This is a genomic window from Novosphingobium resinovorum (assembly GCF_001742225.1).
Taxonomy (GTDB): Bacteria; Pseudomonadota; Alphaproteobacteria; order Sphingomonadales; family Sphingomonadaceae; genus Novosphingobium; species Novosphingobium resinovorum_A.
In genome coordinates, this window is the sequence record NZ_CP017075.1 from 317,535 (window position 1) to 337,558 (window position 20,024).

General features: G+C 67.3%; 21 protein-coding genes. 12 read left to right on the forward strand and 9 right to left on the reverse strand.

All coding sequences use genetic code 11. The features are described from left to right. Window positions 1–95: 95 nt before the first annotated feature. The 5 genes from BES08_RS01375 to BES08_RS01395 are packed head-to-tail and all read left to right on the forward strand — an operon-like array spanning window position 96 to window position 5,140. Window positions 96–548 (forward strand): MarR family transcriptional regulator, encoded by a 453-nt coding sequence (locus tag BES08_RS01375; RefSeq protein ID WP_008832631.1) that lies wholly within the window; start codon window positions 96–98, stop codon window positions 546–548. Continuing rightward, on the forward strand, window positions 545–2,599 hold the full coding sequence (locus BES08_RS01380; protein ID WP_069707495.1) for an FUSC family protein: 2,055 nt from the start codon (window positions 545–547) through the stop codon (window positions 2,597–2,599). The genes BES08_RS01375 and BES08_RS01380 overlap by 4 nt, the downstream gene beginning before the upstream one ends. Continuing rightward, window positions 2,596–2,811: a DUF1656 domain-containing protein gene (locus BES08_RS01385; protein ID WP_008832633.1), complete on the forward strand. Its 216-nt coding sequence runs from the start codon at window positions 2,596–2,598 to the stop codon at window positions 2,809–2,811. Before BES08_RS01380 ends, BES08_RS01385 begins: the two co-directional genes overlap by 4 nt. Continuing rightward, window positions 2,808–3,734, forward strand: coding sequence for an efflux RND transporter periplasmic adaptor subunit (locus BES08_RS01390; protein ID WP_008832634.1), 927 nt, complete (start codon window positions 2,808–2,810; stop codon window positions 3,732–3,734). The genes BES08_RS01385 and BES08_RS01390 overlap by 4 nt, the downstream gene beginning before the upstream one ends. Then, window positions 3,731–5,140 (forward strand): efflux transporter outer membrane subunit, encoded by a 1,410-nt coding sequence (locus BES08_RS01395; RefSeq protein WP_008832635.1) that lies wholly within the window; start codon window positions 3,731–3,733, stop codon window positions 5,138–5,140. Before BES08_RS01390 ends, BES08_RS01395 begins: the two co-directional genes overlap by 4 nt. 131 nt (window positions 5,141–5,271) lie before the next feature. Here the strand turns inward: BES08_RS01395 and BES08_RS01400 are convergent, their stop codons facing one another. Then, window positions 5,272–5,439: a DUF1674 domain-containing protein gene (locus tag BES08_RS01400; protein WP_008832636.1), complete on the reverse strand. Its 168-nt coding sequence runs from the start codon at window positions 5,437–5,439 to the stop codon at window positions 5,272–5,274. A 54-nt stretch (window positions 5,440–5,493) separates the two neighbouring features. On the opposite strand from BES08_RS01400, the gene BES08_RS01405 reads away from it, so the two are divergent. Beyond that, entirely contained in the window at window positions 5,494–6,726 is a 1,233-nt protein-coding gene (locus BES08_RS01405; protein WP_069707497.1) for an RsmB/NOP family class I SAM-dependent RNA methyltransferase, read from the forward strand. 164 nt (window positions 6,727–6,890) lie between these two features. Here the strand turns inward: BES08_RS01405 and BES08_RS01410 are convergent, their stop codons facing one another. Next, window positions 6,891–7,799: a M48 family metalloprotease gene (locus tag BES08_RS01410; RefSeq protein ID WP_231958125.1), complete on the reverse strand. Its 909-nt coding sequence runs from the start codon at window positions 7,797–7,799 to the stop codon at window positions 6,891–6,893. 116 nt (window positions 7,800–7,915) lie between these two features. Between BES08_RS01410 and BES08_RS01415 the strand changes: the two genes are divergently transcribed. From BES08_RS01415 to BES08_RS01425, 3 genes are all read left to right on the forward strand, one after another. Continuing rightward, on the forward strand, window positions 7,916–8,542 hold the full coding sequence (locus tag BES08_RS01415; protein ID WP_231958126.1) for a TetR family transcriptional regulator: 627 nt from the start codon (window positions 7,916–7,918) through the stop codon (window positions 8,540–8,542). A gap of 109 nt (window positions 8,543–8,651) precedes the next feature. Further along, window positions 8,652–9,632, forward strand: coding sequence for an NAD(P)H-dependent flavin oxidoreductase (locus tag BES08_RS01420; protein ID WP_008832640.1), 981 nt, complete (start codon window positions 8,652–8,654; stop codon window positions 9,630–9,632). Window positions 9,633–9,652: 20 nt separating this feature from the next. Then, the gene (locus BES08_RS01425; protein ID WP_069707500.1) at window positions 9,653–10,435 is read left to right on the forward strand and encodes an enoyl-CoA hydratase-related protein; all 783 of its coding nucleotides are present in this window, start codon (window positions 9,653–9,655) and stop codon (window positions 10,433–10,435) included. Between the two features lie 136 nt (window positions 10,436–10,571). Here the strand turns inward: BES08_RS01425 and BES08_RS01430 are convergent, their stop codons facing one another. After that, a complete protein-coding gene (locus BES08_RS01430) occupies window positions 10,572–11,813 on the reverse strand; it encodes a CaiB/BaiF CoA transferase family protein (protein ID WP_069707501.1) in 1,242 nt (413 codons plus the stop codon). 144 nt (window positions 11,814–11,957) lie between these two features. Here BES08_RS01430 and BES08_RS01435 point away from each other — a divergent pair, with 144 nt between their 5' ends. Beyond that, the gene (locus BES08_RS01435) at window positions 11,958–12,734 is read left to right on the forward strand and encodes an SDR family NAD(P)-dependent oxidoreductase (RefSeq protein WP_069709109.1); all 777 of its coding nucleotides are present in this window, start codon (window positions 11,958–11,960) and stop codon (window positions 12,732–12,734) included. A gap of 51 nt (window positions 12,735–12,785) precedes the next feature. Here BES08_RS01435 and BES08_RS01440 read toward each other — a convergent pair whose 3' ends face one another. Next, entirely contained in the window at window positions 12,786–13,697 is a 912-nt protein-coding gene (locus BES08_RS01440) for a GGDEF domain-containing protein (RefSeq protein ID WP_051586667.1), read from the reverse strand. 187 nt (window positions 13,698–13,884) lie between these two features. On the opposite strand from BES08_RS01440, the gene BES08_RS01445 reads away from it, so the two are divergent. Further along, window positions 13,885–14,352: a VOC family protein gene (locus tag BES08_RS01445; RefSeq protein ID WP_069707502.1), complete on the forward strand. Its 468-nt coding sequence runs from the start codon at window positions 13,885–13,887 to the stop codon at window positions 14,350–14,352. Here BES08_RS01445 and BES08_RS01450 read toward each other — a convergent pair. Then, window positions 14,335–15,267, reverse strand: coding sequence for a substrate-binding domain-containing protein (locus BES08_RS01450; RefSeq protein ID WP_069709110.1), 933 nt, complete (start codon window positions 15,265–15,267; stop codon window positions 14,335–14,337). The genes BES08_RS01445 and BES08_RS01450 overlap by 18 nt on opposite strands. Before the next feature lie 205 nt (window positions 15,268–15,472). Between BES08_RS01450 and BES08_RS01455 the strand changes: the two genes are divergently transcribed. Then, entirely contained in the window at window positions 15,473–16,660 is a 1,188-nt protein-coding gene (locus BES08_RS01455; RefSeq protein ID WP_069707503.1) for an acyltransferase, read from the forward strand. A 158-nt stretch (window positions 16,661–16,818) separates the two neighbouring features. Here BES08_RS01455 and BES08_RS01460 read toward each other — a convergent pair whose 3' ends face one another. The 4 genes from BES08_RS01460 to BES08_RS33860 all read right to left on the reverse strand — a co-directional run bounded on the left by BES08_RS01460 (window position 16,819) and on the right by BES08_RS33860 (window position 19,937). Beyond that, a complete protein-coding gene (locus BES08_RS01460; RefSeq protein WP_069707504.1) occupies window positions 16,819–17,982 on the reverse strand; it encodes a thiolase family protein in 1,164 nt (387 codons plus the stop codon). Then, on the reverse strand, window positions 17,982–18,386 hold the full coding sequence (locus BES08_RS01465) for a Zn-ribbon domain-containing OB-fold protein (RefSeq protein ID WP_008831112.1): 405 nt from the start codon (window positions 18,384–18,386) through the stop codon (window positions 17,982–17,984). Before BES08_RS01465 ends, BES08_RS01460 begins: the two co-directional genes overlap by 1 nt. 89 nt (window positions 18,387–18,475) lie before the next feature. Continuing rightward, entirely contained in the window at window positions 18,476–19,396 is a 921-nt protein-coding gene (locus BES08_RS01470) for a TIGR03619 family F420-dependent LLM class oxidoreductase (RefSeq protein ID WP_069707505.1), read from the reverse strand. A 103-nt stretch (window positions 19,397–19,499) separates the two neighbouring features. Then, the gene (locus BES08_RS33860; RefSeq protein WP_083274560.1) at window positions 19,500–19,937 is read right to left on the reverse strand and encodes a CoA transferase; all 438 of its coding nucleotides are present in this window, start codon (window positions 19,935–19,937) and stop codon (window positions 19,500–19,502) included. Window positions 19,938–20,024 lie beyond the last annotated feature (87 nt).

Sequence of the window (20,024 nt, forward strand, 5' to 3'; positions counted from 1 at the left end):
CCGGCATTGCTGGCTTGTAAATCGCAAGGGCAACCCGGTTGCCCGATAATAGTTAGGAGCCTAAGTACCCGCCACCCCCGATCCCCCCAGGACCCATGACCGACCGATCGAGCCTTGCCCATGACCTCGCCACGCAACTCGCGCCTGTTGGGCGGGCGTGGAGGCAGCTTGCCGACCGCATCCTCGCCTCGCTGGAGATTTCCAACTCGGCGGGCTGGGCGCTGGTTCATCTCGAGCGGCTGGGTGCGGGGGCGCGGCAGGCGGATCTGGCGCGGGCGATCGGCATCACCGAAGCCTCGCTGACCACCACCGTGCGCCAGCTCGAATCGGCGGGTCTCGTCGAGCGCCTCGCCGATGCCGGTGACCGCCGCGCCAATCTTCTCCACCTTACCCGAGAGGGCGCGGGTATCGCCCGCAAGGCGGAAGCGCGGCTGGTGGCGCTGCGGGGGGAATTGCTGGACGGCATTCCGGACGCCGACCTCGAAGCGGCCGTAAACTTGATTACTACTGTGGGCAACCGCGCTGCAGAGATGCGGGGGCGGACATGAACCGGCCGGTCTTCGCGCGTTGGGGCGTCCCGGCGGCCATCTTCTCGATCAAGGCGTTTCTGGCAGCGATCCTGGCGGCCTATATCTCGTTTTCGATCGGGCTGGAGCGACCGTACTGGGCCTTCCTTACCGCTTATATCGTCGCCGCGCCGCTAGCCGGCGCGGTCGTTTCCAAGGCGCTGTTCCGCGTCATCGGCACTTTCGTCGGGGCCACGGCTTCGGTGCTCATGGTGCCGCCGCTGGCCCATTCGCCGGAACTGCTGACTCTGGCGCTCGCTTCGTGGCTGGCGCTGTGCGTCTTCGTCTCCCTGCTCGATCGCACGCCGCGCGGCTATATGTTCGTTTTAGCGGGTTATACCGCTTGTCTGATCGTGCTGCCGACGGTGGAAACGCCCGACCTCATCTTCGAGGATGCCGCGCTGCGCGTTCAGGAGATCACCATTGGTATCCTGTGCGGCAGCCTGATCCACGGTATCGTCCTGCCGGGTTCGGTCTCGACGTTCCTGCTCGGCCGCGTGGCGATGATGCTGCGCGATGCCGAGCGCTGGAGTCGCGATTCGCTGGAACTGGAACCAGATCCTTCGATCGAGGCGGAAAAGCGGCGACTGGCGCAGGATGTGACCGAACTGCATCAACTTTCGATCCACTTACCGTTCGAGACCAGCCGCCTGGCCCCGCGTGTGCGCACGGTGCGGGCGCTGCAGGACCAACTTTCGCTGCTGATGCCGTTGGGTGCCGCCGTCTCCGACCGTATCGGCGCCTTACGCGAACACGATGCCATGAGCGAGGAGGCGGAGGCGTTGCTTGCCGACACGCGTGACTGGCTCTCGCGGATTGAAGCGAGCCGCGAGGAGCGCGAGCAGGTCGGCGCCGACCTCAAGGCCCGTTGTGCCGCGCTTGAACCGCGGATCGATGCCGCGTCCGGCTGGGACGACATGCTCGTCCTCAGCCTGGGTTCACGGCTTTCCAGCCTGATCGAGGCGCATCTCGATTGCCGCGATCTTGCGGAACAACTCGGCACCCGCAACCGCAAGCCGGTTTCCGCGCGCATTCCGCCGTTGCTGGAAGGGCGGCGCAACCGCGAGGTTCACCGCGACTATCGCGGCGCCCTGCGCGGCGCGGCCGGTGCGGCGCTGACGATCATTCTGGGCTGCACGCTGTGGATCGGCAGCGGCTGGAACGACGGTGCCACCGCCGTCATGCTGGCGGGCGTGTTCCTGGCGCTGTTCTCGGCATCCGACAATCCGCTGTTGCCGCTGTGGATGTTCTTCAACGGCACGCTCATCGCAACGATTTTGGGCATGATCTACGCCTTCGGCATCCTGCCACGCATCGACGGTTTTACGATGCTGGCGCTGACGCTGGCGCCGCCATTGCTGGTGCTCGGCTCGCTGATGCACTCGCCGCGCTACGCCGGTGTCGCGCTGCCTGCGCTGCTCGGCATGGGCAGCCCGTTCATCATCGCCGAGCAGTATAGCGACAACTTCGCCACGTTCGCCAACGGCTCCTTGGCTCAGCTGCTGGGCACTCTGTTCGCCATCGTGATGGCGCGCCTGCTGCAAACGGCCGGGCTGGAGAGCGCCATCCGGCGGACCTTGCGCGCGGGCTGGCGCGATATCGCCGAGCGTGCCAACCTCTACGGACCGCCCGACGTGCGCGGCTGGATCAACCGCATGCTCGACCGTATCGCGCTGCTCAATCCCCGCCTCGCGCTATCAGGCAAGCAGCCGGGCGCGCCGCTCTACGACGTGCTGCGGGATCTGCGCACGGGCGTGGCGATCGGCGAACTGCGCGAGCTGCGGCTCGACCTGCCGCCCGCTCGCAGCGCGCCCCTCACCAGTGTGCTGGCCGACGTGGCCGACTACTACCGCCGGCTCGAGCCCGAGCACCGTCCGCCCGCCGCGCCCGAACTGCTGGCCGACATCGATGCTGCGCTCCACGTCTTCACCCGCGACGAGGACCGGTCCGTGCGCCGCAAGGCGGCACTGGCGCTGGTCTCGCTGCGCCGTAACATCTTTCCCGAAGCCGCCGCGCTGAAAGGCCAGCCATGAACGGCGAAGTCTCCATCCTGGGCGTGTTCATGCCCACGCTCCTGCTGATCGCGGTCATCGCCTCGGTCCTGACCATGCTGCTCATGCGCGTGGCCGATTTCGTGGGGTTCTACCGCATTGTCGCCTATCGCGCGCTCGTCGACCTGTGCCTTTATGTCATGGTGTTCGGCGCGCTTTCCTTCCTTGCCACCTATTTTGGTCTCCACCCATGAAGAACCTGCTTCCCGCCATCGGCCGCAGCGCCGCTACCATCGTCATCGTCCTGCTTGCGGCCTTCATCGCATACTGGATGTGGATGCATTACGAGCGCAGTCCCTGGACCCGCGACGGCCGTGTCCGTGCCGATGTGGTGCGGGTGACGCCGGACATCGGGGGGCTCGTCACATCCGTCTCGGTGCACGACAACCAGCAGGTGAAGGCCGGGGATCTCCTCTTCGTGATCGACAAGCCGCGCTATTCGCTGGCGGTGGAGCAGGCCGAGGCCAGCCTCTCCAGCGCAAGGGCGACGCTGGGGCAGGCACAGCGCGAGTCCTCGCGCGATCTGGCGCTGGGAGACCTCGTCGCCACCGAGTCGCACGAACAGAACGTCGCCAAGGTGGCCACCGCCCGCGCCGCCGTGGCCGAGGCGCAGAGCGCGCTGGACGGGGCCAGGCTAAACCTCCAGCGCACGCAGGTCCATGCCTCGGTCAACGGCACGGTGACCAACCTCGACCTGCATCCCGGCGATTACGTGGCCGCCGGTAGCCAGGCCATGGCGCTGGTCGATGGTGATTCGATCCGGGTCGAAGGCTACTTCGAGGAAACCAAGCTGCCGCTGATCCGCATCGGCGCGCCGGTGAGCGTGAAACTGATGGGCGAGGAGAACGTGCTCAAGGGGCGGGTCGAGAGCATCGCGGCAGGCATCAACGACGATACCCGCAGCGATTCGGGCAACCTTCTGCCCAATGTCGCGGCGACCTTCTCGTGGGTGCGTCTCGCCCAGCGCATCCCGGTGCGCGTGAGGCTGACGCAGGTGCCTAAGGACGTGCGCCTGATCTTGGGCCGCACCGCGACGGTCACGATCGAGCAGCATGGCGAGCAGCATGGCGAGCAGCACAGCCAGAACAAGCCCGCACCGAAGGGGAAGGTGCAGTGACCTTGCCGCGCTTCCTGTGCTCGGCAGCGCTGGCGCTCGCCTTGTCCGCCTGCGCGACAGCGGGGCCGGACTATCATCCGCCTGAGAACGCCGTCTCCAATGCGCCGGCCGCGCAAGGGACGTTCAACTCGGCAAATGGTGCGGCGTTCTCGCAGGAGCCGCTGCCGGATCACTGGTGGAAGCTCTACGACGACCCGCGCCTCGACGCGCTGGTGGAGCAGGCGCTGGCGGCCAACACCGACTTGCGTGCCGCCGACGCCAATCTCGACCGCGCCCGCGCCGTGCTGCGCGAGGCTGCTGCCGCCCGCACGCTGTCGACGGCGGTAAGCGGCGGCGTCGATTTGTCGCGCCAGTCCTCCACTGGCGTCTCGATGCCGGGCGTGGTGACCGACAATCTCGGACTTGCGTTGAGCTACCCGCTCGACCTGAAAGGCAAGCTGCGCCGAGCCATCGAGGCCAGCACCGCCGATGCCGAGGCGACCGAGGCCGCGCGCGATGCCGTGCGCGTCAGCGTCGCCGCCGCGACCACCAGCGCCTATGCCAAAGTCTGCGCCGCCAACTACCAGCTCGGGGTGACGCAGCGGGTGGTACAGCTCCAGCGCCAGACCCTCGACGCCACGCGGCGGCTGCAGAAGGGCGGTCGCGGCACCGCGTTCGACGTCAGCCGTGCTGCCGCCGCAGTAGAGACCAGCGCGGCCGCGCTTCCGGCCTTCACTGCCGCGCGGCAGAACTCGCTTTACCTGCTGGCGACACTTCTGGGCCGTCCGCCCGCCGATTTTCCTGCGGAAGTCGCAGACTGCGCTACGCTGCCGCGCCTCGCGGGCGGAGTGCCGGTCGAGGATGGTGCCGCGCTCATCCGTCGCCGCGCCGATATCCGTGCTGCGGAACGTACCATCGCCGCCGACACCGCGCGCATCGGGGTGGCGACGGCGGACCTCTATCCTTCGGTCAGTATCGGCGGGTCGCTGGGCTTCTCCGGCCCGATCCACGATTTCGGCACCGGCGACAGCTTCGGCATGAGTCTCGGCCCGCTGCTCAGCTGGAGCTTCCCCAACCGCCCGGCCGTACGCGCGAAGATCGATCAGGCCGACGCGCAAGTGCGCGTCGATCTCGCCAATTTCGACGGTACGGTACTGGAAGCGCTGCGGCAGGCGGAATCGGCCATGGAGACTTACGCGCGGGATCGGGAGCGCGAGGCGGCACTGGGCCGGGCGGCAGATGCGGCGGGGCTATCGGCTTCGCAGGCAGGCAAGCTGTTTCGCTTCGGGCGTAGCGCTTTTCTCGATCTGCTAAGTGCGCAGGCGAGTTTGGCTTCCGCTCAGGTGAGTCACGCCTCGGCGCAAACCACACTGGTAGACGACCAGATCGCGGTGTTCCTGGCGCTCGGCGGCGGGTGGCGGCAGTAGCGGCCGGCCCACCCCGTCCGGCTAGGAGGTAAACCGCCAAGCCTCCCGGCCCTTCCGCAAGCGGGAGGGCATGGCCTTGTTCTCCCCTCCCGCTTGCGGGAGGAGCTGGGGGTGGGCTTTCCTACCCCAAATCAAAAATCGATCGCGATGCCTTTCTGCACCCAGTCGCCGTAGCGGGTGGGTGAAAGGCCGTCGGGATCCTGCTCGTCCTTGGCCTTGACAGGCGGGGGAGCGGGGTCGTTGGTCCAGTGAGCGGGCTTGGTGAAGGCCGCCGGACGTTCAGTGGCGCGCTTGGTCATGGGCCCCATGTGGTGCGGGTGGCGGAAAAAGGCAATCCGGTATAGGGGCCGACGATGGACATACCCGGACTTCCTGCGCGCCGTGCCGCGCTCAACCTCATCGATGCCGTTCTGCGCAGGGGCGAGACGCTCGACCAGGCGGGCGGCTCCGCGCTCGCGCGCATCAAGGGCGATGCCGACCGCGCGCTCGCCCGCGCCATCGCCGGGGAGGTGCTGCGCTGGCGCGCCGACCTCGACGCGCTGATCGACTCCGCCACCCGCCTGCCGCTGGCCGACGACGCCAAGGCGCGCGCGGTGCTGCAGATCATGCTGGCGCAAGTGCTGCGGCTGGAGACGCCCGCGCACGCCGTCATCGCCACCGGCCTGCCGTTGCTGATGGGCGGCCCGCGCCGTCTGGCGCACGGCGTGTTCTCGACCCTGACCAAGCGCGCCGTGACGCTGCCCGAAGTGCCGACCCTGCCTGAGCCGGTCATGGAGCGCTGGGGCATCCGGGCCGAGACGATCGCCGCCGGTCTCGCCGTGCCGCCGCCGCTGGACCTCGCGCTGCGCGATGCCGCGGCGACGGCGGAGTGGGCCGAGCGTCTCGGCGGCGTCTCGCTGATGCCGGGTCATGTGCGCCTGCCGCGCGGGATCGCGGTGGAGCATCTCGAAGGTTTCCGCGAGGGTGCGTGGTGGGTGCAGGATCTCGCCGCCAGCCTGCCCGCGCGCATGCTCGGTGCGGGTGAGGGGCGGTCCGTGCTCGATCTTTGCGCCGCGCCCGGCGGCAAGACGATGCAGCTTGCGGCGGCGGGCTGGAAGGTGACCGCGCTCGACAACGCCAAGCGGCGGCTTGAACGCCTGCGCGAGAACCTTGAGCGCACCGCGCTGGAGGCGGAGGTGGTGCTCGCAGATGCCTTTACGTGGGAGCCGCAGGAGAAGTTCGACGCGATCCTGCTCGACGCGCCGTGCACCGCGACGGGCACCTCGCGCCGTCATCCGGACGTGCTCCACCGCATCGCGCCGCGCCAGATCGAGGAGATGGCCGAAATCCAGACGCGGATGCTGGCGCGGGCGGCCGAGTGGCTGAAGCCCGGCGGCACGCTGGTCTACGCTGTGTGCTCGCTGGAGCAGGAGGAAGGCGAGGACCGGGCGGCCGACGTCGAACTGACGCTCGCCCCGATCACGGCGGCGGAACTGCCCGAGGGCCTCTCGCCGACGGGCGAGGGCTGGCTGCGCACCGATCCGGGAATGCTGGCCGAGGCGGGCGGCCTCGACGGCTTCTTCATCGCGCGGTGGGTGAAGGGCTGAGGTAGCGGACAGCCGCGTCGTGGGAGTTTCGCCTTAAACCCATCATCCCCGCGAAGGCGGGGACCCATCTGATGTTCATGCAACAGGCACCGTCAGGAGATGGGTTCCCGCCTTCGCGGGAATGACGGACGGTACTTTGTCCGAGCAATTATAGTCGGCGAAGGTCAGCGCCGGTTCGGATCGAGCGCCGAGCGGCCACGCGTCGCGCTACTACGCGGCACCGAAGCCATCGCTGGACGCGGGGGTATAGCCCCGCCGTCCAGCGCCATCAGCGCGGCGATGCGCTTCTCGGTCGCCGGGTGGGTCGAGAACAAGTCCGACACCGACGAGGGCACGATGTAGAGCTGCGCCGCCGCCGGGTTGCGCTCGACGGTGGGGTTGCGCAAGTGGGCGGCAGGCCCGGCGATCTTCTGCAGCGCAGAGGCCAGCGCGCGCGGGTTGCCGCTGATCTCGGCGCCCGCCTTGTCGGCGCCGTATTCGCGGGTGCGGCTGATCGCCATCTGCACGATCATCGCCGCGAAGGGGGCCATGACCATTGCCGCGATCGCGGCCATCGGGCTCGGGCGATCCTCCGAATTGCCCATGTGGCCGAAGAACATGCCGAAGTTGGCGATCATCGAGATGCCGCCCGCGATCGTCGCCACCATCGTCATCACCAGCGTGTCGCGGTTCTTCACGTGGCCCAGTTCGTGCGCCATCACGCCCGCCACTTCATCGCGGCTGAGCATGTCGAGCAGGCCCGTGGTCGCGGCGACGGCGGCGTGCTCGGGGTCGCGGCCGGTGGCGAATGCGTTGGGCGCCTCGGTGTCGATCACGTAGACGCGCGGCATCGGCAGCCCGGCACGCTGCGCCAGTTCGGCGACGAGGCGGTGGAACTCGCTCTCCGGGCCGACCTCGCGGGCGTTGTGCATCTTCAGCACGATGCTGTCCGCGTTCCAGAAGGTGAACAGGTTCATGCCCGCCGCCACGAGCAGCGCGATGATGGCGCCGCCGGTTCCGCCCAGCATGTAGCCCAGCCCCATGAACAGCGCCGTCAGCGCCGCCAGCAGCATGGCCGTCTTCATTCCGTTCACTTTCAATTGTCTCCTTGAGCGTTTGTCCCGGCGAATCTAGGGTCGGGCGGGAGGGTTTCAATGGCGCGCGCCGTTCCCGACACATGCAGTCACGCAACCGAAACCGGCAGGAAAGATTGACCGCTCCCGACCCGAAACCGAAACGTCGCCGCCGCTCTTCCGAGGAAGTGGCTGACCGCATCCTCGAAGCCGCCGCCGAGGAGTTCGAGGCTTCGGGCTATGCCGGGGCGACGACCGCCGCGATCGCCCGCCGCGCCGATGTGACCGAGGCGCAGATCTTCCGCTTCCACGACAGCAAGCAGGCGCTGTTCCGCGCGGCGATCTTCACGCCGCTGAACCGCCACTTCGCGGACTTTCAGGCCCGAACCGCCGGAGCGGGCGAGGGCAAGGATGTGGCGCGGGCCTACATCGGCGAATTGCTCGATTTCATGGGCAGCCATTCGAAGATGTTCCTCTCGCTGGCGGTCGCCAATGCCTATTCGCCCGAAGCCTCGGGCGGGATCGAGGCGCTCGACGGGTTGCAGGACTACTTTCGCAAGGGCGAGGCGATGTCGCGCGCGCGCATCGGGGAGACCCCGCGCATCGCGCCGGAACTCATGGTGCGCGTGTCGTTCGCGGCGGTGCTGGCGAACCTGATGTTCCGCGACTGGCTGTTCCCGCCGGGCATGGCCAGCGAGGCGGAGATTCGCGATGCCATCGCGGCTTTCGTGATCGAGGGGATCGGGGCGAACGGCAAGGTGTGAAACCTTCGCCGCCGCGATGGACGCGCCCCTTGGCACCCCGGGTGCCTTGAAGCCCCGCGCCGCATGACATAGCCCCGCTTGCAACCATCGATAGGGAGCAGCGAGAACCATGCCATTCAAGACCCGCGTGACCGAGATGCTCGGCATCGAACATCCGATCGTCCAGGGCGGCATGCAGGGCGTCGGCTATGCCGAACTGGCAAGCGCGGTGTCCAATGCCGGCGGCCTCGGCACCCTGACCGCGCTGACCCAGCCCAGCCCCGAGGCGCTGCGCGAGGAGATCGAGCGCTGCCGCTCGATGACCGACAAGCCCTTCGCGGTGAACATCACCGTCCTGCCCACGATCCTGCCGCCCGACTACAAGGCCTATGCGCAGGCCGTGATCGACGGCGGGGTGAAGATCGTCGAGACCGCGGGCACCCAGCAGGTGCGCGAGATCTGGGAGATGGTGAAGCCCCACGGCGTCACCGTGCTGCACAAGTGCACCGCCGTGCGCCACGCGCTTTCGGCAGAGAGGCACGGCTGCGACATCATCTCGATCGACGGCTTCGAATGCGCCGGGCACCCCGGCGAGGATGACATTCCCGGCCTGATCCTGATCCCCTCGGCGGCGGACAAGGTGAAGATTCCGATGCTGGCGAGCGGCGGCATCGGCGACGGGCGCGGCCTCGTCGCGGCGCTGGCGCTGGGGGCGGAGGGCATCAACATGGGCACCCGCTTCTGCGCCACCAAGGAAGCGCCGATCCACGACAACGTGAAGGCCAAATACGTCGAGAACGACGAGCGCGGCACCAACCTCATCTTCCGCAAGTTCAAGAACTCGGCGCGCGTCGGCAAGAACGATGTGTCCGACGAAGTGGTCGCGATTTCCGAACGGCCCGACTCGACTTTCGAGGATATCCGCCACCTCGTCGCGGGCGCTGTGGGCCGCGAACTGCTGCAGAGCGGCGATCTTACCAAGGGCATCTTCTGGGCCGGGATGGTGCAGGGCTTGATCCATGACGTGCCCACCTGCAAGGAACTGATCGAAAGGATCGTTGGCGAGGCCGAGGCAATCGTGAAGGAACGCCTGGGCGCCATGCTCGCCTGATCGACGGAGAGGGAGATTCCATGAGTTACGAGCACATCCTCTATTCGCTGGAGGACGGCGTCGCGCGCATTTCCCTCAACGATCCCAAGACAATGAACGGCGTCACCGAGGCGATGGGGCTGGAGATGGTCCACGCCCTGGACGTGGCGGCGCGCGATGCCCGCGCGGTGCTGCTGACGGGCGAGGGCAAGGCGTTCTGCTCGGGCGCAAACCTTGCGGCGGCGCAGGATATGCTGGCCGATCCCATGCGCGATATCGGCGGCCAGCTCGACCGCGCGTTCAACCCGGTCATCATGCAGATCAAGACTATGGAGCAGCCGGTCGTCACCGCGATCCGCGGGCCTGCGGCGGGCTTCGGCGCGGGTCTGGCGGCGGCGGGCGACGTGGTGCTGATGGCGGAAGGGTCGTACTTCTTCTGCGCCTTCTGCCACGTCGGCCTCGTCCCCGATGGCGGCGCGACCTACCTGCTGGCGCAGGCGGTGGGCCGGGTGCGCGCCATGCAGATGATGCTGCTGGGCGAGAAGGTCGATGCTAGGACCGCGCTCGACTGGGGCCTTGCGACCAGGGTGGTGCCCGAGGACGACCTCGACGCCGAGGCGATGAAGCTGGCGAAGCGGCTGGCCACCGGTCCGCGCTCGCTCGGCCTCATCAAGCGGATGGCGTGGGATGCGCTGGATTCGAGCCTTGAGACCGCGCTGCAGGCCGAACGACGCGGCCAGCGCGAGGCGGGGCGGACCGAGGACTTCCTCGAAGGCGTCAATGCGTTCCTCGAAAAGCGCAAGCCCGCGTTCAAGGGACGCTGAGGCTATATCCTCCCTGTTGCGCAGTAATGGGGAGGGGGACCGCCGCCGAAGGCGGTGGTGGAGGGGTAGCAGCCCCCTCCGTCAGCCCGGCGGGCTGCCACCTCCCCATTCCCTCGGAACAGGGAGGATTGGGCGTTCACACCACCTTCGCGTCCCGCAGCGCGGCGACTTGCGCCTCGTCGTAGCCCAGCTCCGAAAGGATGGCGTCGGTATGCTCGCCCAGCATCGGCGGGGCCATGCGGATCGTCGCCGGGCTCGCCGACATCTTCGCGAGCGGGCTGGCGATGAGATCGACCGAGCCGCTTTCCGCCCATGCATGCGGCGTCGTCGCCTTCAGGCCGCGATGTTGCACCTGCGGGTCTTCCCAGACGTCGGCCAGTTCATTGTAGCGCGCCGCCGGAATGCCCGCGCCGTCGAGCATGGCCTGAACCTCGAGGGTCGGAAAGCGGCCACTCCAGTCGTTGATGATGGCCATCAACTCGGCGCGATTGGTCTTGCCGCGCTTCAGGTTGGAATCGAAGCGCGGATCGTCGTTCAGTTCGGGCTGATCCATCAGCACCGTCAGGCGCCGCCAGTGCTCGTCGGTGCCGGCGGTGAGGTAGATGATGCCGTCCGCGCAATGGATCAGGTCCGCCGGGCCGCCGCCGTTGCCGCCGTTGCCGAGGCGCGGCGGGGCGTTGCCGCTTATCAGGTAGTCCTGCATGATGTGGCTGACCATCGCCACCGAACTGTCGAGCAGGGCGATGTCGATGTACTGCCCCTCGCCGGAGCGGGTGCGGTGCATCAGCGCGCCGAGGATCGCCAGCGCGGTGTTGTGGCCGGTCACGAAGTCGACGAGGCTGGGGCCGGTCTTGAGCGGGCCGGAGCCCGGCTGGCCCTCGGGAATGCCGGTCACCGCCATCATGCCGCCGGTCGCCTGGAACAGCCCGTCATAGCCCGGCAGCGCCGCCATCGGCCCGGTCTGGCCGAAGCCGGTGACCGAGCAGTAGATGAGGCCCGGGTTGATTGCGCGCAGGCTCTCGTAATCGAGGCCGAAGCGCTTGAGGTCGCCGACCTTGTAGTTCTCGATCAGCACGTCGGCGTTCTTCACCAGATCGCGCAGGATCGCCTGCCCCTCGGGCCGGGAATGGTTCAGCGTGATCGAGCGCTTGTTGCGGTTGGACACGGTGAAGAAGCTGGAGTGCCGCGTCTCGATCCCGTCCTTGCCGGGCACCCACGAGAAGCCGTAGCCGCGCCCGTCGTCGCCCACGCCCGGCCGCTCCACCTTGATGACGTCGGCTCCGAGATCGCCGAGGATTTGCGCGCCGACGGGGGCGGCGAAGACGCGGCTCATGTCGATGACGCGGATGCCTTCGAGGGCGGCCTTGGGTGTGCTCATTGTGCCTGTTCGCTCGTTGTCTGAGCCTTCTGACTAGCCCTGTGCGGTCCGGGGACAAGGCAGCCTCGGGCAATACCGCCGGGGCGGTTCGACGCCTGCCGGAGCGGCGGCTAACACGGCCTTGCAACGGTGGAGGAAGTCGAAGTGAAGGTAGCGATCATCACGGGTGCGGGCAGCGGCATCGGCCTCGAAACCGCGAAGATCCTGCACGGCGAGGGCTTCGCGATCGTCGGTGTCGGCCGCTCGAAGGACAAGCTGGCGGCGCTGGAAGCCGCGATCGGCAATCCCGACCACGTCCTTGCCATCAGCGCCGACCTGACCGACCCGGCCGCGCCCGGAGCCGTCGTCGCGCAGGCGCTGGCCCGCTTCGGCCGCATCGACGCGCTGGTGAACAACGCGGGCGTCGGCAGCCCCAAGCCGCTCGACGAGACGGACGACGAGACGCTCGACGACTTCCTCGACATCATGCTCGTCGCCCCGTTCCGGCTCTGCCGCGACGTGATCCCGCATCTGGGGGAGGGCGCCAGCGTGGTCAACGTGACGAGTACATTCGCGCATATCGGCGGACGGCGCGGCGGGGCCTATTCGGCGGCCAAGGGCGGGCTCAAGTCGATGACCGAGCACATGGCCTGCGAATACGGCCCGCGCGGCATCCGCTCCAACTGCGTGGCACCGGGCGTGACGATGACCGACATGGTGCGCCACCGCTTCGAGGACGAGGGCTTCAAGCGCGCCAACGTCGAGACCACGCCCTATCCGCGCCTCGCCCAGCCGGAGGACATCGCCTCGGTCATCGCCTTCCTGTGCCTGCCGGGCAGCGAGATGATCAACGGGCAGTCGATCGTGGTGGACGGCGGCTGGACGACGACGAAATATCTCTCCCCGCGCGTCACCCGCACGACTTGGGTGGAGCCGGAATAGTCTGCTCAGTCTGAGCGGGGTTTGGGGGTTGCCTTTGATCTGACGGGAGTTTCAGGCCGCCACCCGCAGCACGTTGCGGCCGCTGCGCTTGGCGGCATAGAGCGCGGCATCGGCGGCGGCGAAGGTGGCCTCCGGCGATCCGTCGATGAAGGCGAGACCGGCACTGACACCGATGGGGATCAGCGTACCCTGCCACTCGACCCGGGTGACGAGGCGGTTGATGCGGCGGCGCACGGCGCTTTCCAGCGTTGCGGCGGGCATCGTGGCGGGTAGCAGCGCCGCGAATTCGTCACCGCCGATGCGGGCGATCAGACGGGCGCCGGGGAAGGCAGTGGCCAGGCGTTCCCCGAAGCGGGCGATGCAGGCATCCCCGGCGGCGTGCCCCCAGCGGTCGTTGATCGCCTTGAAGTCGTTGAGGTCGAACATCGCCAGCGCACCGATGCGCGACAGCCGTTCCGACCCGGCGGGAAGGTCGAGGAATTCGGACTGGAACCGCGCCCGGTTGCCGAGGCCCGTGAGCGGGTCGTTCTCGGCAAGGCGGCGCAGCTGTTCCCACTGCAGGCGCTCCTGCGTGATGTCCTGCTTCATGCCGTAGATCTGGACCGCGCGCCCATTTTCCACTCGCGTGTTGGCGGCCAGCCTCAGCCAGCGCGCCTCGCCGCCCGGCTGGCGAATCTGCGCTTCCATCGAGAAGCCGGAGCCTGTCTCGATCGCCTGCGCGCGCAGGCGCAGCATGATCTCGCGAGATTCCTCGTGGTAGAGGGCGACGGTATCGCGACGTTCGAAATGCGTGTCGTGGGAGAGGCCGAAGATTTCGAAGACGCCGTCGGTCCATTCGAGTTGCTCGGTAGCGAGGTCGCAGCTCCAGGCGCTGAGCCCGACCAGCGCCGCGGCCCGTGACACGAGGCGACCGTCGGTAAGCGGGCGGATGGCGGTACGATGCCGGTCGGTCTGCAGATACAAGATTGGCCCCCTTGCGCCATCCATCCGCCAATGGATCCACAATGGTTTAATTCCTTATGGTAAAACGTTCGCTAACGGAACTGCCATTTGAGCGGGCGCATTGCTCCGATGGGGTCAAGCCTGCGGCGTTGTCATTTCTGCCCGGGCTGCGGATAGCCTTCGGTCGGGACAAAGGAAGAAAAGCGCCATGATCCGCGGCATCCACCATATCGGCATGAACTGCCGAGATCTCGAGCGGATGAAGCGCCTCTATTGCGACGCGCCGGGCTTTGCGCCGGTGGACGCCGACGGGCTTTCCTGGGCGCGGGAGCCGGTCATGGACCACATCGTCGATCTGCGGGGCTCTGTCGCAAAAGGGTATGTGTTGCGGGTGGGCGGTTGCTACATCGAGATGTTCGAATATACCGCGCCGCCTTCCGACCTCGACCGGCCGTTGCGGCCCAACGATCGGGGCTACACGCATTTCCGTATCGACGTGACCGACATCGAACGGGATATCGCGCACCTGAAGGCATGCGGGATGACGTTCAACGACCGCGATTTCGTCGCTGTCGGGCATGCGACCCGGAGGGGAGCGTCATCGAGGTGCAGCGATGTGCCCCGGGCAACGGCTTCACCTTCGAGGAACTGCCGGCTTTCACGTGAGCACGGCTAGCGAGGCGCGCTCTACCAGTTGCGCATCGAAAGGGCCGGGCGGTGCCGCGCTCCGGTCCAGTATCCGGTTGATCGCCTCGTGGCCGATGCGCTCCCAGGGGATGCGCACCGAGGCCAGCGGAGGAAGCAGGCGGCGGGCGATCGAGGTGTCGTCGAACCCGACGAGCGATAGCGCTTCGGGAACCGGCACGCCCGCCTGTGCGGCCGCATGAAGGACGCCGGCGGCCATGTCGTCGTTGCAGGCGAGAATCGCGGTCGGCCGCGGACTGATCTCCAGCAGCAGCCGTCCGGCGGCCATGCCGGACTCGAACGTATCGTCGCCCGGCACGATCAGCGCCGGGCCCCGGTCGAGCCCATGTTCGGCCATGGCATCGAGATAGCCGAGTTCGCGTTGCCGGGCGCCGGGGGAGGTTTCCGGCCCGGCTACAAGTCCGATCCGCGCATGGCCCAGCGTCACCAGACGGCGCACGGTCAGCGCGGTGGCGGCCCGTTCGTCGCAGGACAACTCGGGCGCCAGACCGATGCGCAGGCAGCGGGTCCGCGCGCGGTCGCACACGTCCACAAGATCGCTGCGCCCGCCGAGGGGCGGCGTCAGCACCACGGCTTCAGGCCGATGATGTTCGAGAACCTGCGCGAACATGGCGGTACTTTCATCCGGGGGCTGGACGTGGATGGCAAGCAGCAGAGGCGCCGTGGTCACGGCGCGCTCCATGCCGCGTTGCAGGGCTTCGCGAACGGCGCTCTCCCGGCCGTCGTGGACGAGCAGGACAATCGCCCCGCCCGGCACGGCCGCACCGACACTCTCCGGCGGACGCAGTGGCGCGCGCAGGTCGGGGGCATAGGCCGCCCGTTCGATCGAGGTGGCAGGTCGCTTGCGAGCGGGCCGGGGTGCGACGGACGCTTCGGGTGAAGTCATGACCGCGATGCTGGGCGCTCGCGCGCGGCGGACCAACCGCAGTTAGCTCCGGAACCGATGAAACCGGACAGGCCCCGCGTTACCGTCTATTACAACCGCGCGATTGCAGAGTGGTGACAACGCGCTTAATGAGCCCTGCAAATACATGCCGCTTCTTGCGGGCACCCCTGACCCGCGTGGCGGGCCGAAGACTTGACGGATAGCGATGAACCCCGCCCCCAGCCAACGCCACTACGGAATGGACTGGTTGCGCGTGGGTGCCTTCGTGATGCTGATCTTCTATCATGTCGGCTTCTCGTTCACGCCATGGGGCTACCAGACGCCCACGCGCGGCGTGGTGTGGTGGGCGGAAATCCCGTTGCTGGGCCTCAGCGCCTGGCGGCTGGCGCTGCTTTTCGCGATCTCGGGCTACGCCAGCGCGGCGCTGTTTTCCCGGGAGCGCGACGCCGGGAGCTTTCTCAGGAGCCGTCTGCTGCGGCTGGGCATTCCGCTGCTGTTCGGCCTGACGGTGATCGTGCCGCCACAGCCTTACATGGGTCTGCTCAACAGCGGCTATGCCCATGGCTACGCCTACTTCCTGTTCCACGATGCCTTCGGTTTCCGCCGGGTGATCCACGAGGATTTGCCCGCGATCATGCACTTGTGGTTCGTGATCTACCTGCTCGCCTATACGGTCGCGCTTTGCGTGTCGGTAATGGTGCTGCCTGCAAGCTGGCGCGCCGCGCTGGCGCGGGGATCGGAGAAGCTGCTGTCGGGGCCGTGGCTGTTGCCGTTCGGATGCCTGGCCATCTATGCGGTACGCGCGCCGGGCGACGGCTGGACCGACACTCACAGCCTGCTCACCGACCTTTGCGCGCACCTTCATTATGGCGGCATGTTCCTTTTCGGCTACCTGCTGCGCAACTCGGAACCGCTGCGCGCGGCGATCGCACGGCAGTGGAAATGGGCGCTGGTCTTGGGGCTGGCGGGTTACGCCTTCGTCGCACTCGAGGCGTGGTACTTTCCCGGCAACGTGCGCACGCCGCGTGCATGGATGGAGCCGCTGGACTTCGCCAAGGCGGTGCAGTGCTGGGGTACCGTGATCGCTCTGTTCGGCATCGCCGATCGCTTCTGGAACCGTGACGCCCGCTGGCGCGGCATGCTGGCCGAGGCGGTGTTCCCGGTGTTCATCGCGCACCAGACGGTGATGGTGCTGGTCAGCTACTGGCTGCGCGACAAGGGACTGACGGCTCTGCCGGAGTTTCTGGTGCTCTGCGCGGTAGTGGCGGGCGGTTCCTGGCTGTTCTATCTCGTTGGCCGCGAGGTCGGGCCGCTGCGCCCGCTGATCGGGCTGAAGCGCGCCAAGCCGGTCAAGCGGGCGAAGGCGAGCGTGGTACCGCCGACGGTTGCGTGATTGCGCTGGGGCTTCGATAAGCTCAGCCTGAGCGGGATTGGAGGTTCTTGCACAACCGCCCCTCACCCTGAGCTTGTGGAAGGGGCAGGCTGAGCTTTTCGAAGCCTTCTTCCGTATCCCCGACCTCGCGAGAGGAGAGCCCGCGAGGCCGGAGCCGTCTAGTCCTTCGCCAGCAGCAGCGCCGCCGCGAGCGGGCCGCCGCCGGATGTCGCCACCGCCACTCTGGGATCGCCGGGGATCTGCCGCTCGCCTGCCTTGCCGCGCAGCTGCGTCACCGCCTCGTGCGCGAAGCCGAAGCCGTGCAGGCGTCCCGCACCGAGCTGACCGCCTGCGGTGTTGAGCGGTAGTTGGCCATCGCGCGCGATGCGGGTGCCGCCTTCGATGAAGCGGCCGCCTTCGCCCTTCTCGCAGAAGCCCAGGCCCTCCAGCCAGGTGATCGGCAGATAGGCGAAGCCGTCATAGAACTGCACGGTATCGACATCGCCTACGGTGTAATCGGTGTGCTGCCACAAGTCGCGCCCGGCATCGTAGGCGGCGGGCCACTCGACCTGATCCCACGAATACCGGTCGACAGAGCCCGACATCGCGGCGATGCGGATCGGCTCGCATGTGATCTCGTCGAGCGCATCGCCGGCCGAGACGATCACCACCGTGGAGGCGTCGGAGAAACGGTCGCAGTCGTAGAGGCACAGCGGCGTCGAGATCATCCGTGCCGACATGTACTTGTCGAGCGTCAGTTCCTCCTTGGTGATCGCGCGCGCCCTTGGGTTGAGCATGGCGTTCTTGGAGCCGTTGATGGCGATCTGGCCCAACTGTTCGCGCGTCAACCCGTATTTGTGGACGTGGCGCGCGGCATATTGCGCGGTCCAGCAGGCGGCCGAAGTCGCCCAGAACGGGCTGGTCCACTGCGAGGCGCCGGAGACGGTGTCCGACCGCGCACCCATGTAGGTCGCCGGATCGGCCATGCCGCCCGCCTCGTAGACGGTACGGTAGCACAGCACGTGGCGGCAGATGCCCTGCTTCACCGCCCACGCCGCCATACCGATGGCGGAGAGCTGCGCCGGTTGCTCCAGTCCGCCCATCTGCCACTTCGACTTGATGCCGAGCGCCTCGATCACCTCGTCGGTGCCGACGGGCGAGAAGGCGAGGTAGCCGTGGCTCTTGCCGGGGAACGAGAACACGCCGTCGATCTGCCCGAAGGTAAGGCCCGCCTCGGCGATCGCCTCCTTCGCGGCGTCGAGCGTCAGCAGCAGCGGATGGCGGGGCAGGCGCACGCCCACCTCGGACTGGCCGACGCCGGTGATGTAGGCTTCGCGGGCCATCAGCCGACCTTCTCGAACAAGGGATAGAAGATGCCGGCCTGCTCCTCGAACACCACGCGGACCGGATCGCCGAACGCGACGGCCTCGACCGGGCAGTTCACGATGTTGGTGGTGAGGTAGACGCCGGGCACTCCGTCGAGCGCGACGCGGGCGATGACGTAGGGGACGGGGAGGTCCTTGGCCCAGGGCTGGTGATTGACCGTGAAAGTGTCGATCACCCCGGTCCCGGCGACAGCCTGCGCGGCTACGTTTTCGGACTGGCAATGGCGGCACAGGATGCGGGGCGGATGGGTGTATTCGCCGCAGTCGCTGCAGCGAACGATGCGCAGTTCGCCCTCGGCGCCGCTGGTCCAGAACGCCGTGTTTTCCTGGTCCAGTTTCGGCCTCGGTCTTGGTGGGCTCATGTGTTGCTCTCCCCGTTCTGTGTGCCGTTAAGGGCCGTCGAGTGCCATCAGGTCAAGGCGTTCGTCGCAGGCATCGCGGCGACGTTCGCTCACCGGATCGCGGGCATGATCTCCTCGGCGATCCATTGGGTGTAATCGTAATAGGCCTGGATGCCGGGAAGGGCCGGGATGGGCACGGAACTCCATGTGACACCCAGGGATTTCAGCCAGCCGAGGCGGTCGATGATCTCCTGTTTCGTCTGGCCGGGACGGGCGGTGGGATCGTCGAGCACCGCATGACCCTCGCCGACGCGGCTGGTGGACATGCCGTAATAGATGTCCGCAAGCTGGCCGTTATGGTCGGGTTGGGAGCGGATGAAGTCGATGCGCGCGGGAATGTCCTCGGGCTTGGTCAGAAATGGCCACCAGCCTTGCGCATAGCGGGAAACGCGCTTGAGGACGGCGTCGGCATCACCACCGAACCAGACGGGCAGATGCGGCTTCTGTACCGGCTTCGGCTCGAAGGCGACATCGCGGAATGAGACGTATTTCCCCTCGAATTCGGGATTTTCCTGAGTCCACAGTGCGATGATCGCCTGAATGTACTCCTCCGCCATTGCCCCGCGTTCGTGAAAGGGGACACCGAGCAGCGCGAATTCCTCCTCGAGCCAGCCGACGGCGAAAGTGATCGTGACCCGGCCGCTCGACAGCCAGTCCATCGTCGAGAGCGCCTTGGCCGTGACGATCGGATGCTGCGCCGGCAGGATCGCGATGCACGAATTGACGCGCACCCGCTCGGTCGCCCCGGCGATATAGGCCATGGCGGCATAGGCATTGAAGTAGAAAGGCCCGGAAAGATCGACGTGGCTTTTCGGAATGACGTGATGCTCGGGCACGGCGATCATCTCGAAACCCAGCTTTTCCGCCCATTTCGCAAGGCGGGTCTGATCGGCGCCGGTAACCTCGGTTTCCCACGGCTGCATCGTCGCCTTGAGCCGCAGCATGTGCGGCATCGCAAAGCCTAGTTTCATGATGTCCTCCCCGAATTTGGCCGACCGGGGAATGCCCCTAGTCGATCACCTTGCGCGCGATCAGATCGTCCATTTCGCCCCTCCGCAAGCCCAGCAGATCGCGTTAGACGTAGCCGTTATGCTCCCCGAGCAACCGCGCGCCGCGTTCGATGAGGGGCGGATCGGGGCTGGTCCGCCAGGACGGGCCGATGATCGGGCGAGTGCCGGAGCGGTGATCGGAGACCAGGCGATATGCCTGCCGCTGCCATAGGAATGCAACGGTGACGAGGTCCAGCGAACTCATCGACTTGAACGCCGGAACGCCTGCATTCCTGAGCTTTTCGGCAAGTCGCGCAGCATCGTGCGAGACGGTCAGCGCGCCGATCGCAGCGTCCAGCGCCAAGCGGTTCAAAAGCCGGTCGGCGAGGGCGGCGAAGCGCTCGTCGGCGGCCAGTGCGGGGGCTTGGAGCACTTGGCACAACGCCTGCCATTCGGCTTCGTTCGCCACTGCGATACTTGTCCAGCTGTGCTCCGCGCAAGGGTATGCGCTGTGCGGGCACATCTCGGGATGGAAGTTGCCGTCGGCCTCCGGCACCGCACCGATGACGCTCGCGGCGAAAGGCTGTCGCCGACGAGGCCGGTCATCGCT

What these genes read in the sequence shown, in the direction of transcription:
- BES08_RS01470 (WP_069707505.1), bottom strand. Translation starts at nt 19,396, where the DNA reads ATGAAACTAGGCTTTGCGATGCCGCACATGCTGCGGCTCAAGGCGACG.
- BES08_RS01385 (WP_008832633.1), top strand. Translation starts at nt 2,596, where the DNA reads ATGAACGGCGAAGTCTCCATCCTGGGCGTGTTCATGCCCACGCTCCTG.
- BES08_RS01460 (WP_069707504.1), bottom strand. Translation starts at nt 17,982, where the DNA reads ATGGCCCGCGAAGCCTACATCACCGGCGTCGGCCAGTCCGAGGTGGGC.
- BES08_RS01425 (WP_069707500.1), top strand. Translation starts at nt 9,653, where the DNA reads ATGAGTTACGAGCACATCCTCTATTCGCTGGAGGACGGCGTCGCGCGC.
- BES08_RS01430 (WP_069707501.1), bottom strand. Translation starts at nt 11,813, where the DNA reads ATGAGCACACCCAAGGCCGCCCTCGAAGGCATCCGCGTCATCGACATG.
- BES08_RS01405 (WP_069707497.1), top strand. Translation starts at nt 5,494, where the DNA reads ATGGACATACCCGGACTTCCTGCGCGCCGTGCCGCGCTCAACCTCATC.
- BES08_RS01465 (WP_008831112.1), bottom strand. Translation starts at nt 18,386, where the DNA reads ATGAGCCCACCAAGACCGAGGCCGAAACTGGACCAGGAAAACACGGCG.
- BES08_RS01375 (WP_008832631.1), top strand. Translation starts at nt 96, where the DNA reads ATGACCGACCGATCGAGCCTTGCCCATGACCTCGCCACGCAACTCGCG.
- BES08_RS01455 (WP_069707503.1), top strand. Translation starts at nt 15,473, where the DNA reads ATGAACCCCGCCCCCAGCCAACGCCACTACGGAATGGACTGGTTGCGC.
- BES08_RS01420 (WP_008832640.1), top strand. Translation starts at nt 8,652, where the DNA reads ATGCCATTCAAGACCCGCGTGACCGAGATGCTCGGCATCGAACATCCG.
- BES08_RS01400 (WP_008832636.1), bottom strand. Translation starts at nt 5,439, where the DNA reads ATGACCAAGCGCGCCACTGAACGTCCGGCGGCCTTCACCAAGCCCGCT.
- BES08_RS01390 (WP_008832634.1), top strand. Translation starts at nt 2,808, where the DNA reads ATGAAGAACCTGCTTCCCGCCATCGGCCGCAGCGCCGCTACCATCGTC.
- BES08_RS01380 (WP_069707495.1), top strand. Translation starts at nt 545, where the DNA reads ATGAACCGGCCGGTCTTCGCGCGTTGGGGCGTCCCGGCGGCCATCTTC.
- BES08_RS01445 (WP_069707502.1), top strand. Translation starts at nt 13,885, where the DNA reads ATGATCCGCGGCATCCACCATATCGGCATGAACTGCCGAGATCTCGAG.
- BES08_RS01450 (WP_069709110.1), bottom strand. Translation starts at nt 15,267, where the DNA reads ATGACTTCACCCGAAGCGTCCGTCGCACCCCGGCCCGCTCGCAAGCGA.
- BES08_RS33860 (WP_083274560.1), bottom strand. Translation starts at nt 19,937, where the DNA reads ATGTGCCCGCACAGCGCATACCCTTGCGCGGAGCACAGCTGGACAAGT.